Raw genomic sequence first — 14,373 nt, 5'->3', positions numbered from 1 at the left:
TCGGAATGGGACAGAACGGAAAGTTTACTTGTAGCCGGAAACCATGGTGGCTTTCAGTGCCTCTTCCGGGGACATGCCCCAGTCTTCAGAGGCTGATGACGAGGACGGCGCACTGGCTGAAGACCGATTCTTGCGGTCAGACATTTTTACATCTTTGCGGGCGCTGATAGCCGTCAACGCTTTCTGCATGATCTCTCGCATGGTTCCACTCCTCGGTTAATACACTCTCAACCACGCTTTGAGTGTAACAACTGGTGGAACCGATAACTGTGATGACGCCGGGGGTCAACAAGTGACCCAGGTCACGAATTTTTGACACAATTTGACACTAAACATGTCGCTATTTTTGACGCCCTGCCCGGACTGGCCGCAATACCAGTTCTTCCACGCTGTTCTGTTTGATGCATTCCTTGTCACTGTCGGAGCTGATGTGAAGCCCCATATCCCGCAACAGGCCGTCTCTCAGATCATAGACAAAACCGTGAACGGTCAGCGGCTGGCCTCGCGCCCAGGCTTCCTGAACGATGTTGGTCTGGCAAACGTGGGTAACCTGTTCAACCACGTTCAGTTCGCACAGGCGGTCAACCCGGTCCTGCTCCCCTTCAATACCGTTCAGCACCTGCTGGTATTTGTCCCTCACGTCCTGAACGTGGCGCAACCAGTTGGCAATCAGCCCGAAGCCCTCGTTGTGAAGAGCGGCTTTTACACCGCCGCAGCCGTAGTGACCCACAACCAGAACGTGCTTCACTTTCAGCACGTCAACCGCAAACTGCAGAACGGAAAGACAGTTGAAATCCGTATGCACGACCACGTTGGCCACGTTACGGTGAACAAAAAGCTCACCGGGCATCAGATCAACAATCTGGTTGGCCGGCACGCGGCTATCGGCACAGCCTATCCACAGATATTCCGGCGCCTGCTGGTTTGAGAGCTTCTGAAAAAAGTCAGGCTTGTCCTGCTTGATACCTTCGGCCCAGGCCCGGTTTTTTTCCAGTAACGAATCCAGTTGCCCCATTTGAGGTTCCTCTTGGTCAGACACCCACGCATGTTACTGAACCTCTGCGATCACTTCATCATGGTGGGTGTGCATGGTGGACTGAGCCAGGTCAAGCAGCTCCCGCAGTGCCACCGAGAACATGGCGTATTCGGGCTCGCGCACGCCCTTCAACTCAGCAAGCATGGTTTTCCATCGCTGAATCAGCGTGGTGTGGCGCTGCATCCAGCCTTCCACACACACGTTCACCTCATCGGGTTTGCCAGCGATACGCAGCACCCCTGTGGTCAGCGCGCGCTGCTGCCAGTCCAGGTCCTCACGGAAACTCTCCCGGGCAAGAGCCTGCCAGTGCGACGCGGGCGTCAGAGAGGCAATGGCGTTGGCGAACCAGTTCAGTTCAAGCTTGTCGCCGAGATCGTAATAGAGGTTTGCCACGGTTTTGAGTGGCATACCGGTTGCCTCGTGCGCCTCGATAATGCCGAGCGAGGAATAGAGATAGTTTGTACCGGACACCACCGATGCCAGATCTTCCGGAAGCCCGGCGGCGACCAGTTCATCGTGTCGGCGCCTCCAGTCTTCCCGGGCCTGGTCGCCCAGATACTCTGGCAGATCGGAGGTGATCATCCAGACATTGTCAGCAAACCGTTCCATGTGGCTCTGAATACTGAGCTCTGCCCTGCGATTGCGCAGCAGCCAGCGCACAGCCCGGCGAATCAGCCGCATAAGGTCGTTCATCAACTCGATCTGGAGGCTGGCGGGGATAAAGTAATCCAGGTACTCGATCTTGTCCCACCAGGTGTCCAGTCTGAACACATCCCGGGCAATGATCCAGGCCAGCGCCACGGTAGCAGCGTCAGCGCCGGTGGATTGCTTCAAACGCTCCACAAAGGTGATCCCCATGTGGTTCACCATATCGTTGGCGATCTGGGTTGCAATGATCTCCCGGCGAAGCTGATGCTCACCCAGCTCTTTCGAGAACTTCCGGGTCAGGTCCTGGGGAAACACCTTGTACATTTCGCTGGCCAGCAGCGGGTCATCCGGCAGGCTGCTATTGATCAGGGTTTGCTTGAGATCACCCTTTACATAGGAGATCAGCACCGACAGCTCCGGCCGGGTCAGGCCTTTTTTGTCGAGCTTTCGCTCCGCCAGGGTTTCATCTTCCGGCAGAAACTCCAGGCTGCGATTGAGCTTGCCCTCGCTCTCGAGAGTGTTCATCAAACGGCGGTATTCTTCCAGCCGGGTCGCTGCCCCCACACTGGCAATGCTGATTGCCTGCGCCTGACGATAATTGTTTTTCAGTACCAGGCTGGCGACGTCATCGGTCATCTCTTCCAGCATCTGGTTGCGCTGCTTGTCGGTCAGATCCCCCATGGCGACCGCGTGATTCAGCAGTATCTTCATGTTCACTTCGTGGTCCGAGCAATCAACACCGCCGGAGTTATCGATGAAGTCGGTGTTCAGCCGGCCGCCGCGCAGGGCAAATTCAATCCGGCCATTCTGGGTCATCCCCAGGTTGCCGCCCTCACCGACTATCTTGCAGCGCAGTTCAGAGCCATCCACACGCAGGGCATCGTTGGCCTTGTCACCCACATCAGCGTGGGATTCGTGCTTGCCTTTGACATAGGTGCCGATGCCACCAAACCACAGCAGATCCACCTGGGATTTCAGAATATGGGTGATCAGCATGTTTGGCGGCACCCGGTCGGACTTGATACCCAGCAGCTTTTTCATTTCCGGGCTGACCGGTATCGATTTGGCGCTGCGGTTAAACACACCACCGCCCTGAGAGATCAGCTTTGCGTCATAATCGGTCCAGGATGACCGGGGCAGTTCGAACAACCGCTTGCGTTCTTTATAGCTCGCCTCGGGGTCAGGCGACGGGTCAACAAAGATATGCATATGGTTGAAAGCGGCCACCAGTTTGGTCTTTTCCGACGACAGCAGACCGTTACCGAACACATCACCGGCCATATCGCCGATCCCAATGGCGGTAAATTCGTCCAGCGCCGGGTTAATACCCAGCTCGCGGAAGTGCCGCTCTACCGATACCCAGGCGCCGCGGGCGGTGATGCCCATTTTCTTGTGGTCGTAACCATTACTGCCACCAGAGGCAAAGGCATCCCCCATCCAGAAGCCGTATTCCGCCGCCAGACCGTTGGCAATATCCGAAAAAGTGGCCGTGCCTTTGTCGGCCGCCACCACCAGGTAGTGATCGTCTTCATCGTGGCGTATAACCGATTCCGGCGGCTTGATTCCCGCATCCACCAGGTTGTCAGTGATGTCCAGCAGGCCGCGGATAAAGGTTTTATAGGCCGCAATGCCTTCAGCCTGAAAAGCTTCGCGGTCCGACATGTCAGGCAGACGTTTGGCAACAAAGCCGCCTTTGGCGCCCACGGGAACAATCACCGCGTTCTTCACCTGCTGGGCTTTCACCAGTCCCAGAATTTCAGTGCGGTAATCCTCGAACCGGTCTGACCAGCGCAGGCCACCCCGGGCCACTTTGCCACCCCGCAGGTGAACGCCCTCGACCCTTGGCGAGTAGACAAAGATTTCAAACATCGGCAGCGGCAGTGGCACATCCGGAATCATGTGAGGATCGAATTTCACACTGATGTAGGGCTTGGTATTACCCTCGGCGTCCGGCTGGTAGTAGTTGGTCCGCAGGGTTGCCTGCATCAGCTCAATGTACAGCCGCAACACCCGGTCTTCACTCAGATTCTCTACGTTGTCCAGGCCAGCATTGAATTCAATTTCCAGCTTCTGCTGGGCCGCGCGGCTCTTGCCGGGGCTCTGATAGCGCGCGGGGTTGAAACGCACCTCGAAGAACTCCAGCAGCAGTCGTGCCAGATCCACGTGATTAACAAGGGTGTTGGAAATGAAGGTCTGGCTGTTGGATACGCGAATCTGGCGCATGTAACGGGCAAAGGTCCGCAACAGGGCGATCTCACGCCAGCTCATATAGGACGACAGCAGCAACCGGTTAAAGGCGTCGTTTTCCGCATCGCCGTACCAGACCCTGCTGAACAGATCTTCGAAAATCGGGCGAATGCGATGGATATCCACGACGGTTCCGCCGGTGGTCTGCAGGGTGAAATCGTGGATCCAGACAACCGCACCGCTGCGGTCTACCACCTCAAAAGGATGCTCGCCGATCACCCGGAACCCCAGGTTGTCGAAAATTGGCATCACGTCGGACAGGGGCAGGGTTTCATCCGGGAAGAACAGCTTGAAGTGCAGCGTGTTTTCGTCTTCTTCCAGGGCCCGGTAAAAGCTCATGGTGAGCTTTTTGCCTTTCGCCGACTGGGCTATGTGCTCAAGATCAATGGCAGCACGACGGGGCGAAAACATATCCTTGTAGCTGGCCGGAAAGGCCGACGCATACAACCGGTACATTTCATTGCCCTGCTCCTCGCCATAGGACTCATTCAGGGATTCCAGCAGGCCGTCTCGCCAGGACTGGGCCAGCGCAATCACCTGCTCGCGGATTTCCTGAATCGGCAGTTCGCGGTTTTCAACCTGGGGCACCCGGATGGTGAACTGAACCCGTGCCAGCACCGACTCGGAAAAGTGGGTGACAAACTCGATGTCTTCCGCGCCCAGCCGGTCCAGCAGCACCTGCTCGACTTTCAGGCGCAACTCGGTGTTGTAGATATCCCGGGGGAAGAAGGCCAGGCAGGTAACAAACTGGCCGTAAACGTCCTCGCGCATAAACAGTTCAATGCGGCGACGCTCCTGGATGTACAGGATGTTCTTGGCGACCGAAAGCAGGTCCGACGGCTCGATTTCAAACAGCTCGTCCCGCGGGTAGACGGTCAGAATCTGATCCAGTTCCTTGCCAGCGTAATCGTCGCGCATAAAGCCAGAGCGACGCATCACGGTCTGGAACTTCTTCCTGAGCAATGGAATCTCGTCAGGGCGTTCGTTATAGACGCGGGAGGTGTAAAGGCCGAGGAACCGGCGCTCACCAACAACTTCGCCCTTGTCATCGAATTTCTTGACCGCGATGTAGTCCGGGTAGGCCGGGCGGTGCACCCGGGACCGCTGGGCAGACTTGGCAAAAATAAAGATGTCGTCGGTGCGGGTCATTTCATGACGGGTACGCTGGGGCAGCTCGTTCAGCCGGACCATATCCGGCCGTTCGTTATTGACCCTAAGTATCCCCAGCTCTGAATTCTCGACCCGGCGCACCACCATGCCCTTCTTGTCTCTGACAAAGTCGTACTCGTCGTAACCCAGGAAGGTGAAATGATCTTTCACCAACCAGTCCAGAAACGCCTTGGCTTCCTGTTTGTCATCGTCGTCAATGCGCGCGGCAGTGCTGTCCAGCTCTTTACGGATCTGATGGACTTTTTCCGTCACAATCGGGAAATCGTTCACAGCGATACGAACTTCATGCAGTATGTTCTGGAACACCTCTTCCAGTTCACGCAGATCATCCGGACTGCTGTGGCGGTCGATTTCCAGCACGATGAAAGCTTCATAACTGGTATCCGCGGCTTTTTTCTTGGGCGGGTGCAGGTTCTTCAGCTTGCCGTCGGCGTTGCGCTCAACCTGCAGAACCGAGTGCTGGATGGAGTGGGTACCAATTTCCCGCTGGTTGATGGCAATTCGCAGGGAATCAATCAGGAATGGCATATTCGGGTGAAGGATAAAGATGACGGTGTGGGTTGACTGCCATCCGTCACTCTCAAGGTCCGGATTGAAAACCGACACGGGCGACTCATACTGTTCCCGCTTCTGCAGGAATTGCCAGGCAGAGAGAATACCGCCGTAGGTATCTGAAAATCGTCGGTGGGCCAGCTCTTGAAGGGGGATGTGGGCGAAATGCTGCTTTGCGAAGTCCGTAATTTTTTTCGCTTCTGCTTTCGCGATCTTCTCTGCGAAAGCATCAGCCAGCTGCTCGAAAAACTGTTCCTTGCTGGCGATTGTCAGCGCATTCATAGTCAACCTCTAAAAGTGTGAAATAAACGTAACCGTTGAGCTGTTACATAAGGATAGTCAAACCCTTGATTTTTGCTGGCCAGATGCGAAAACTGCGGCATCTACTTACCTAAATCGTCTCTGACTGGAGTGAACGACACCCATGGCATTACAGGATACGTTCGGCGACCTGAGAACTCAGTTAGCGAAAAGGATAATTGGTCAGGAAAAGCTTGTTGATCGCCTGTTGATTGCCCTGCTGGCAGACGGACATCTGTTGGTCGAAGGCGCCCCCGGCCTCGCCAAAACCACCGCAATCAAGGCTCTGGCCGATCACCTGGAAGGCGATTTCCACCGGATCCAGTTTACCCCGGACCTGCTGCCATCCGACGTCACCGGCAGCGAAATCTATCGTGCCGAGACCGGCCAGTTTGAATTCCAGCAGGGCCCTATTTTCCACAATCTGGTGCTGGCAGATGAGATCAACCGGGCGCCGGCAAAAGTTCAGTCAGCGCTGCTGGAGGCCATGGGCGAACGCCAGGTCAGCGTTGGCATGCGTACATTCCCGCTGGACCAACTGTTCATGGTCATGGCCACCCAGAACCCGATTGAACAGGAAGGCACCTACCCGCTGCCAGAGGCCCAGCTCGACCGCTTCCTGATGCATGTGGTGATTGATTACCCGTCAGCAGAGGCGGAAAAAGCGATTCTGCACCTGGCGCGGAACGACTTCCGCCGCGGTCAGGTTGCCGCCGAGACCCGGGTCACCGCCGATCAGGTTTTCCAGGCGCGAAACGAAGTTGCGGATATCTACATGTCCGAAACCGTCGAACAGTATCTGCTGGCATTGGTGCTGGCAACCCGGTCACCGGCAGCGGTTGCCCCGGAACTGGCTCGCTGGACCGCCTTTGGCGCCAGCCCCCGTGGCACCATCGCCCTTGACCGCTGTGCCCGGGCCCATGCCTGGCTGGACGGTCGCGATTACGTCAGTCCGGATGACGTCAGAACCGTGGCCTTCGATGTACTGCGCCACAGGATTCTGCTGACCTTTGAAGCAGAGGCCGAGGGCATGACCGCCGATGCCATTATCAAACGCCTGATCGCGCACGTGCCGGTAGCAGCCTGACGGCGGTGACCATGACGCCCGCAGAACCCTTAACCCACATTGCTCTGCCGCAACTGATTCGCCTTCAGGCGGATGCCCGGGCACTGAAACTGCCGTCAGCCAGGCAGGTGCGGTCGCGCCAGGCGGGATTGCAGCGATCACCTCGTCGTGGCCGGGGTATGGCCTTTGCTGAAGTGCGCCAGTACCAGCCCGGCGATGACATTCGCAGTATCGACTGGCGGGTTACTGCGCGCAGGCAATCGCCACACACCAAACTGTATGAAGAAGAGCGTGAACGACCGGTATTGCTGCTGTGCGATCTGGGGCCGTCACTGTTTTTCGCCAGTACCGGCGCCTATAAGCAGGTTCGTTGCGCGCAGGTAGCCGCCATTCTTGCCTGGCTGGCTCTCTGGTCCGGTGACCAGGTTGGTGGCCTTGTCTTCGATGGCCATAAGCTGACAGTCCAGCGCCCGGCCCGGCGCAAGAAATCGGTGCTGCAGTTGCTGGACACCCTGGCCAGTCAGCAAAGAATTCAGGGCCCGGGTACCGAGTCGCCAACCGCGACCCCCGGTGCGGACCTTGATACGGCCTTGAGTGAAGCCAGGCGCGTGGCCCACACCGGCAGCCGGATTTTTGTGATCAGCGACTTCATGCACATTACTGGCGACACTTCGCGACTGCTGGGTTCCCTGGCCAGGCACAATACCGTCAGCGCCCTGCAAATTGTGGATCCGCTGGAGCGCCAGTTGCCGGACACCGGGCGATTTGCCATCGCCGGCGAAGACGGCCCGGTCTGGTTCGACGGCAGCAACCCACGATTTCAGCGCGCCTATGCTGAAAAAGTTACCGCACATCAGGCCATGCTGGACGAGTGTTTTCGAACGGCCGGCGTCCAGCCGGCAACAGTCATGACCGGTGACGAGCCCGCTATTGCCCTTCAGGCCCTGCTCGGCCCCCGGGGGCATATTGGCTAACCACCTAATTTCGGAACGATGATGGAACAGGACCCACTGAGCCAGCTCAGAGACATTCACATCCCGGCGCCGGGCGGTTTCTGGCCGCCCGCGCCTGGTTGGTGGGTATTGCTGATTGCGGTCATTGCCCTGGCGGTGATCATCGCTGTCGCAGTCCGTCGGCGCAGGCAACGCAATGCCTGGCATCGGGTGGCCAGCCGTGATCTGGATCGTCTGGCCAACCGGGCGGCCGTGACCAGCCAGTGGTTCAGTGACCTGAACGCGCTGCTGAAACAATCGGCCATTGCCCGTTACCCCCAGCGTCAACCGGAATCCCTGACCGGCCAGGCCTGGGTCGATTTTCTGCTGGAAACCAGCCCGAATGAACGGGTGGCGTCCGGGCCGGTGGTTATGGCAATGGTGGACAGTTGCTATCAGCCTACGCCGACCTGTTCTACCGACGATGCCCTGCGATTCGCAAGGCTCTGGCTGCGAGGGCAGAGATGCTGAGTTTTGCCTACCCCTGGCTACTGTTGCTGATTGCCCTGCCGCTGCTGCTGAATATCCGCAAGCGCCGGGCGCCCTCCGTGGAGGCGCCGGTATTACCAACCGGGCACTGGCTGTCAGACCTGCCCGGGGTCAGCCGTAGCGGAGGGCGAGCCTCTCTGTTGCAGAAACTGGCGCTGCTGTTGATCTGGGTGCTGCTTGTGGCAGCAATTGCCCGGCCACAACATGTGGGCGACCAGGTTCAGCTTCCGGTGACCGGCCGTGACCTGCTCCTCGCGGTGGACATTTCACCCAGCATGGACGAGCAGGACATGGTCATGCAGGGCCGCAGCATCAACCGTTTGCAGGCCGTCAAACGGGTGTTGCATGACTTTATCGAACGACGACAGGGCGACCGCCTGGGTTTGCTTCTGTTTGGCACCGAACCCTACATTCAGGCGCCTCTGACCTTTGACCTGGGCACCGTGCGAACCCTGCTGGATGAAGCCGGCATTGGCATGGCGGGCCGGGCAACTGCCATAGGCGATGCCATTGGCCTGGCAGTCAAACGGCTTCGCAACCGGCCCCAGGAACAGCGCGTGGTGATCCTGCTGACCGACGGCGCCAATACCGCCGGTGAAATACCGCCTGACAAGGCCTCGGAAATCGCCAAGGCCGCCGGAGTGCGAATCTACACCATCGGTATCGGCGCGGAATCCATGGTCCAACGGGGGCTGTTAGGCTCACGGCGTGTAAATCCATCCCGGGACCTGGACGAAGGCCTACTGACCCGCATGGCCCAGCAGACCGGCGGGCAGTACTTCCGGGCACGCAGCCTGCCCGAGCTGGAACTGATCTATGAAAGCATTAACCAGCTGGAACCCATTGAACTGGACGGCAAGCGTTACCGCCCGGTGACTGAACTGTTCTTCTGGCCTGCCGGCCTGGCCGTGCTGATCTGGCTGATACTGCAACTGGGGCGGGCGCTGATTCTGGCAAAATCCTCCAGTCATAACCAGGAGGCTGACCGTGGCTGATTTCCATTTCATCCGCCCGCTCTGGCTTCTACTGCTGCTCGCTGCGCTATTCATGCCTTTGGTGTTGCGCAAATTCCGCAACAACGACAGCGGCTGGGGCCGGGTTATTCCTGCCAGACTACTGACCCCGCTAATCCGCACATCCGGCCAGCTGGCCAGCGGAGCTCGCTCGCCTACGGTCCCGCTGATGCTGGCGATTGCGCTGCTTTCCATTGCTCTGGCCGGGCCGTCCTGGCGAGAGGCCCCGGCGCCATTGCAGCAGCAGAACGACAGCCTGGTGATCGTACTGGACCTGTCGCTGTCAATGCTGGCAACCGACGTGGAGCCAGACCGCCTGACCCTTGCCAAACGCAAGATCCGCGACATTCTGCAGGCGCGGGAAGGTAGCCTGACGGCACTGGTGGTTTATTCCGCTGACGCCCACGTTGTCACCCCACTCACCGATGATAGCCAGACCATAGTGGGCATGTTGGACGTGCTGGACCCGACCATCATGCCGGCAACCGGCAATCGCGCGGATATCGGAATCCGTCGGGCCCTGGATCTGCTGGAACAGGGGGCACCCGGCAAGGGCAGGCTGTTGTTGATCTCCGATGGCATTGCCCGGCGTTACCAGAACAACCTTCAAAACGCCCTCGCCGATAGCCGCTACCCACTGAACACACTGGTGGTTGGCACAACAGGCGGTGGGCCTATTCCTCTGGCACGCCAGGGCTTCATACGCGACCAGGGCGAAATAGTGATTGCCCGGTCGGACCCGAGCTCCATGCAGGCAGCGGCTGACGCCGGGGGCGGTGAAAGCCGTGAGATGACTATTACCGATGAAGATATACGGGCGCTTGAACTGCGTTCAGAAGATTCCGACGACTGGCAGGACAGCGAACGTGACCTGACCGTTGACCGCTGGCAGGACGACGGCTACTGGCTGCTGTGGCTTGTCATCCCTCTGGCCCTGCTAGGGTGGCGCAGGGGCGCCGTATTGCTGGTGCTGTTTACCCTGCTACCCGTCACCCCGCGCCCTGCTCAGGCACAGTCCTGGGACAGCCTCTGGCTGCGCGAAGACCAGCGTGCGCCAGAGCTGATCCGCCAGAACCCGGAACAGGCGGCTCAACAACTGGAAGACCCGGACCTGAGAGGCAGCGCACTTTATCGCCAGGGCGAATTCGACAGCGCCGCCGAAGCCTTTGCCCGGGGCAACGAGCCGTCTGCCGCCTACAACCAGGCCAACGCCCTGGCCCGGGCTGGCAAACTGGAGGAGGCACTGGAAACCTACGAGCAACTGCTCGAGCGGCAACCCGACCATGAGGACGCCCGCTTCAACCGTGACCTGGTAAAACAGTTACTCGAACAACAGCAGCAACAGGAGTCCGGACAACAGGGCGATAATTCAAATGAATCGTCCGAAAACGGTGACCAGCAGGACAGTGAACAGCAGGGCTCAGACACCCAGAACGGCGAGCAGAACCAGTCTGGCGAAAACCAGAGCCAGAGCGAGCCCTCAGAAAACCAGCAGCAGAATGGCCAGAACGGTGAGCCGTCAAAGCAGGATGAGCAGGCCGAGCCCGGTCAGGAGCAGCAGGCCCAGGGTGACCAGGGCGAGGATAATGACCAGCAGCAAACCGCCGAGGCGCCCGCCGAGCTGGAAACATCTCCCCTCTCCCAGGGCCAGGAACAATGGCTCAGGCGGGTGCCGGATGACCCTGGCGGGCTGCTTCGCCGAAAATTTCTTCAGCAGTATCAGCAAAGGGACACACAAACTGACGAGGGCGATACACCATGGTAAACCGGCTGGTTTTTCCACTCATTCTGATCCCGCTTCTTTGGGCCCTGGTGACCCCTGCAGCTGCGTCGGAAACCCTCTCTGTTGAACCTGACCGCAAACGTCTGTACGCCGGAGAAGTGCTGACCCTGACCGTCAAGGGCACCATGACCATCGACATCAACCTGGACAATCTGTTTGATTTCGATACCTCGAGCCTGCCCCAGCCGGACATTGAAAAAGTCGAGAGTGACTTCGACATTGTGGGGCAGAACCAGCGTTACTCGATACAGACCGTTAACGGCGAAATGGTCGGCGAAGTCACCTGGGTTTACCAGCTGGCGCCAAAAACCCAGGGCCAACTAACCATACCACCGCTGACCTTCCGCGATGCGCAATCGGACCCCGTCACCATCGAAGTGGTGGAAGACACCGCGCCGGAACAGAGCGGAGAGCCCAGAGACAGCTTTATCGAACTGTCAGCCGACAAAGACAGCGTCTATGTGCAGGAGCAGATGGTGTTGTCGGTCAAACTTTTCTTCAACGGCAATCTGATCCGCGGCGAACTATCGGAGCCGTCGCACCCCAACGCCATTATCGAAAGCCTGGGCAAGCAGACCGAGTACACCCGATTCCGTGATGGTGTCCGCTATCGGGTCGTTGAGCGCCGCTATGGAATCTTTCCCCAGCAGGCCGGTGAGCTCACCCTTCCGGCCATCCGCTTTGAGGGGCAGACCCGGGATTCATCGGGAAGGCTGAAGTTTCTGCGGGACAGCAAACAACTCTTTACGGTGCCAGTCCAGGACATACCAGACAGCTTCACCGGGGACACCTGGCTGCCCGCCAGTGATCTGACCCTGTCAGAATCCGGCTTGCCCAATGACCCCACCCTGGAAGCCGGGCAGAACCTGTCTCGTAGCCTGTCACTGGTGGCGGAAGGCCTGCCCGCAGAAGCACTGCCTCCCTTCACCCATGACATGCCCCAGGGCCTGCGGGCCTACCCGGAGAACGCAGAGCGGACAACCGTGCCGACAGAGTCAGGGCTGACCGCAAAACTGTCCCAGACTACGGCACTGGTGCCTGTGGCCGGCGGCGACCTCACTCTGCCTGAAATCCGCATTCCCTGGTGGGACACGGATACCGACACCCAGAAATTTGCGACGCTTCCGGCCAGAACCCTGACCGTTCAGGGCGCGCCGGCTCCGTCGCCCGTCAGTGCTGGTGACGGCGAAAGCCCGCAGCTACCTGCATCGCCAGAACCGGAGCCTGCATCAGAAGAGACCGGGACAGCACCGGCTTCAACGGCCATATGGCAGATTGTGGCGCTGATACTGCTGGCAGGCTGGGCCGTGACCGGATTTGGCTGGTGGTATTCGAAGCGCTCATCAAAACGGCAGGACGCGACCCTGGTCAGCGAAGACAGGTCCGAGAAATCCCTGTTTTCAACCCTGAGTGAATCGGCGAAGGTCGGTGCCCCTGAAACCCCGGACCACCTGATCCGCTGGGTACAGCACAGTAACCCCCAGCACTCCGTCGTCAGCCTTGGCGACGCCTTCCAGTTACTCGGCGATGACAGGGTGGAGGAGGAAATCCGGAACCTGCAGGCGCGGGCTTACGGTCAGTCGAGTGATAGCACGTCTGGCTGGCAGGGTGACCGGCTGGTCAAGGCCCTATCTGAATGCCGACAGGCCATGACCGCAAGGCCGGCGGCCAGGAGCCCTCTGCCATCACTCTACCCGAAAGAACTGAGCCCTGACGCCGGTCGTTCATAATGCTCGGTGCAGCTGCCAGCCAAGATTAATTGGTCAACTGGGTATCAATCACCAGAGTGACCGGCTCAGATGCTGCCCCGGCGTTCTCCTGAACCACAACTGGCTCATCAATCTGGCCCTGCCAGTCTCCCGCCTGGGGCATGGCGTTGCCACTGCGGGACAACCTCGCCTGCACCCGAACCGACTCCGCATCAGAAATCCGTGCCTGGGGTGACATGGCGTTGCGATCATCCAGCCGCACCACGGCCGGCAACTGGCCGGCGGTCAAGCGGGCAACGGCCAGCGGCGCGCCGCCGGTGGCATCCACCGGGCGGGCAAACACGAACAGGGCCGTGTCGTCGGCAATGTCATCGGCAAAGGCCGGATCAATCTCGACTTTCACCAGCACCCCGGCCGATCCCTGGCCATCGGCGGAACCGGCCGTCGATGGCATTTCCGTCGTTGGCATTTCCTGGCCCAGACGCTGATAGGCCTCTTCGATACCCTGGCGAATTGACGCAACCTGTGGATGGTCGGGCGCGACCTCCAGAATCCGCTCCCAGTAATTCAGCGCATCCTCGTATTGCTGCTGGCTGAACGCGGTAATACCAAGAAGACCCAGCGAATTCACCTCGTCCGGGTTTATGGCCCTGGCGTTTTCAATGGCCCGCTGTACCTCACCACCGGGCTGACCCTCACTCTGGAAAAACAGGGCCTGGGCCGACAGGCCCCAGGCGGTGGCCTCCCGCTGTGGATCTTCCTCAATACTCTCGGCCAGGCGTTCAAACGCCCAGGCGGCATCCGGATACTGCTCCAGGGTCATGTAAGTGCGGCCAAGCATGGCCCAGCCATCTGTATTGCCCGGGCTGGCTTCCAGTTTCTCCCTCAACTGCTCGGCCAGGCCCTGCATCTGGCCGCGCCTGTCGCCGTCGCTGGCCGCCATCTCCTGCATGGTCAGAAACTGCTCCAGTTCGCCCATATATCCCCAGCGCTCGTAGAAAAACACCGCCGCAGCCGGTATTGCAATCAGGCATGCCAGCACCACCACACGGGCGCTTCTGCCACCCTTCATCATGTTGGGAGAATCCAGCATACCCCGGTCGGCGTCCGGTACATCGTCCGTCAGGCTGCCGATCAGTTCATCCCTGAGCTGCTGATAGCTTTCCTGATCAAGAGTCCCGGCTTCCAGCTCACGATCCAGCTCTGCGAGACGACTGCGATAGGCCAGCAGATTCTGGTTCCGCAGATCCAGCGCGGCACGCCGACCGGAACGGTGGAAAACCAGCGGTGCAACAATAAAACAGAGCGCCAGCAGGATGAGCACACTGGCGGTAAGCCAAAAGGTCTGTGTCATAGATCCGTCAGTCA

The 14,373-nt window shown here is 59.1% G+C and carries 10 protein-coding genes; 6 read left to right on the top strand and 4 right to left on the bottom strand.

Translation table 11 applies throughout. The features are described from left to right. Positions 1-24: 24 nt before the first annotated feature. From E5Q11_RS17750 to E5Q11_RS01580, 3 genes are all read right to left on the bottom strand, one after another. Positions 25-201 carry a hypothetical protein gene (locus E5Q11_RS17750; RefSeq protein WP_168215589.1) on the bottom strand — a complete coding sequence of 59 codons (177 nt, stop codon included), beginning with the start codon at positions 199-201 and terminating at the stop codon, positions 25-27. Positions 202-340: 139 nt separating this feature from the next. Then, entirely contained in the window at positions 341-1,015 is a 675-nt protein-coding gene (gene can, locus E5Q11_RS01585; protein ID WP_135801658.1) for a carbonate dehydratase, read from the bottom strand. A 33-nt stretch (positions 1,016-1,048) separates the two neighbouring features. Then, entirely contained in the window at positions 1,049-5,935 is a 4,887-nt protein-coding gene (locus E5Q11_RS01580) for an NAD-glutamate dehydrogenase (RefSeq protein WP_135801657.1), read from the bottom strand. A 142-nt stretch (positions 5,936-6,077) separates the two neighbouring features. Here E5Q11_RS01580 and E5Q11_RS01575 point away from each other — a divergent pair, with 142 nt between their 5' ends. From E5Q11_RS01575 to E5Q11_RS01550, 6 genes are read left to right on the top strand one after another with little or no spacing between them, the layout of a single operon-like run. Further along, the gene (locus tag E5Q11_RS01575) at positions 6,078-7,040 is read left to right on the top strand and encodes an AAA family ATPase (RefSeq protein WP_135801656.1); all 963 of its coding nucleotides are present in this window, start codon (positions 6,078-6,080) and stop codon (positions 7,038-7,040) included. A gap of 11 nt (positions 7,041-7,051) precedes the next feature. Then, positions 7,052-7,993 carry a DUF58 domain-containing protein gene (locus E5Q11_RS01570; protein WP_135801655.1) on the top strand — a complete coding sequence of 314 codons (942 nt, stop codon included), beginning with the start codon at positions 7,052-7,054 and terminating at the stop codon, positions 7,991-7,993. A 21-nt stretch (positions 7,994-8,014) separates the two neighbouring features. Next, positions 8,015-8,482 carry a DUF4381 domain-containing protein gene (locus tag E5Q11_RS01565; RefSeq protein ID WP_225314980.1) on the top strand — a complete coding sequence of 156 codons (468 nt, stop codon included), beginning with the start codon at positions 8,015-8,017 and terminating at the stop codon, positions 8,480-8,482. After that, positions 8,476-9,495, top strand: coding sequence for a vWA domain-containing protein (locus tag E5Q11_RS01560; protein WP_135801653.1), 1,020 nt, complete (start codon positions 8,476-8,478; stop codon positions 9,493-9,495). The genes E5Q11_RS01565 and E5Q11_RS01560 overlap by 7 nt, the downstream gene beginning before the upstream one ends. Beyond that, the gene (locus tag E5Q11_RS01555; protein ID WP_191964461.1) at positions 9,488-11,278 is read left to right on the top strand and encodes a VWA domain-containing protein; all 1,791 of its coding nucleotides are present in this window, start codon (positions 9,488-9,490) and stop codon (positions 11,276-11,278) included. Before E5Q11_RS01560 ends, E5Q11_RS01555 begins: the two co-directional genes overlap by 8 nt. Then, a complete protein-coding gene (locus E5Q11_RS01550) occupies positions 11,272-13,026 on the top strand; it encodes a BatD family protein (protein ID WP_135801652.1) in 1,755 nt (584 codons plus the stop codon). Before E5Q11_RS01555 ends, E5Q11_RS01550 begins: the two co-directional genes overlap by 7 nt. Before the next feature lie 25 nt (positions 13,027-13,051). On the opposite strand, the gene ccmI is transcribed toward E5Q11_RS01550, so the two are convergent. Further along, positions 13,052-14,359: a c-type cytochrome biogenesis protein CcmI gene (gene ccmI / locus E5Q11_RS01545; RefSeq protein ID WP_135801651.1), complete on the bottom strand. Its 1,308-nt coding sequence runs from the start codon at positions 14,357-14,359 to the stop codon at positions 13,052-13,054. Positions 14,360-14,373 lie beyond the last annotated feature (14 nt).

This window comes from Marinobacter confluentis (assembly GCF_004785685.1).
Lineage (GTDB): Bacteria > Pseudomonadota > Gammaproteobacteria > Pseudomonadales > Oleiphilaceae > Marinobacter > Marinobacter confluentis.
The sequence above is the reverse complement of the archived record's forward strand: the minus strand, read 5'-3'. Positions and strand labels throughout refer to the sequence as shown.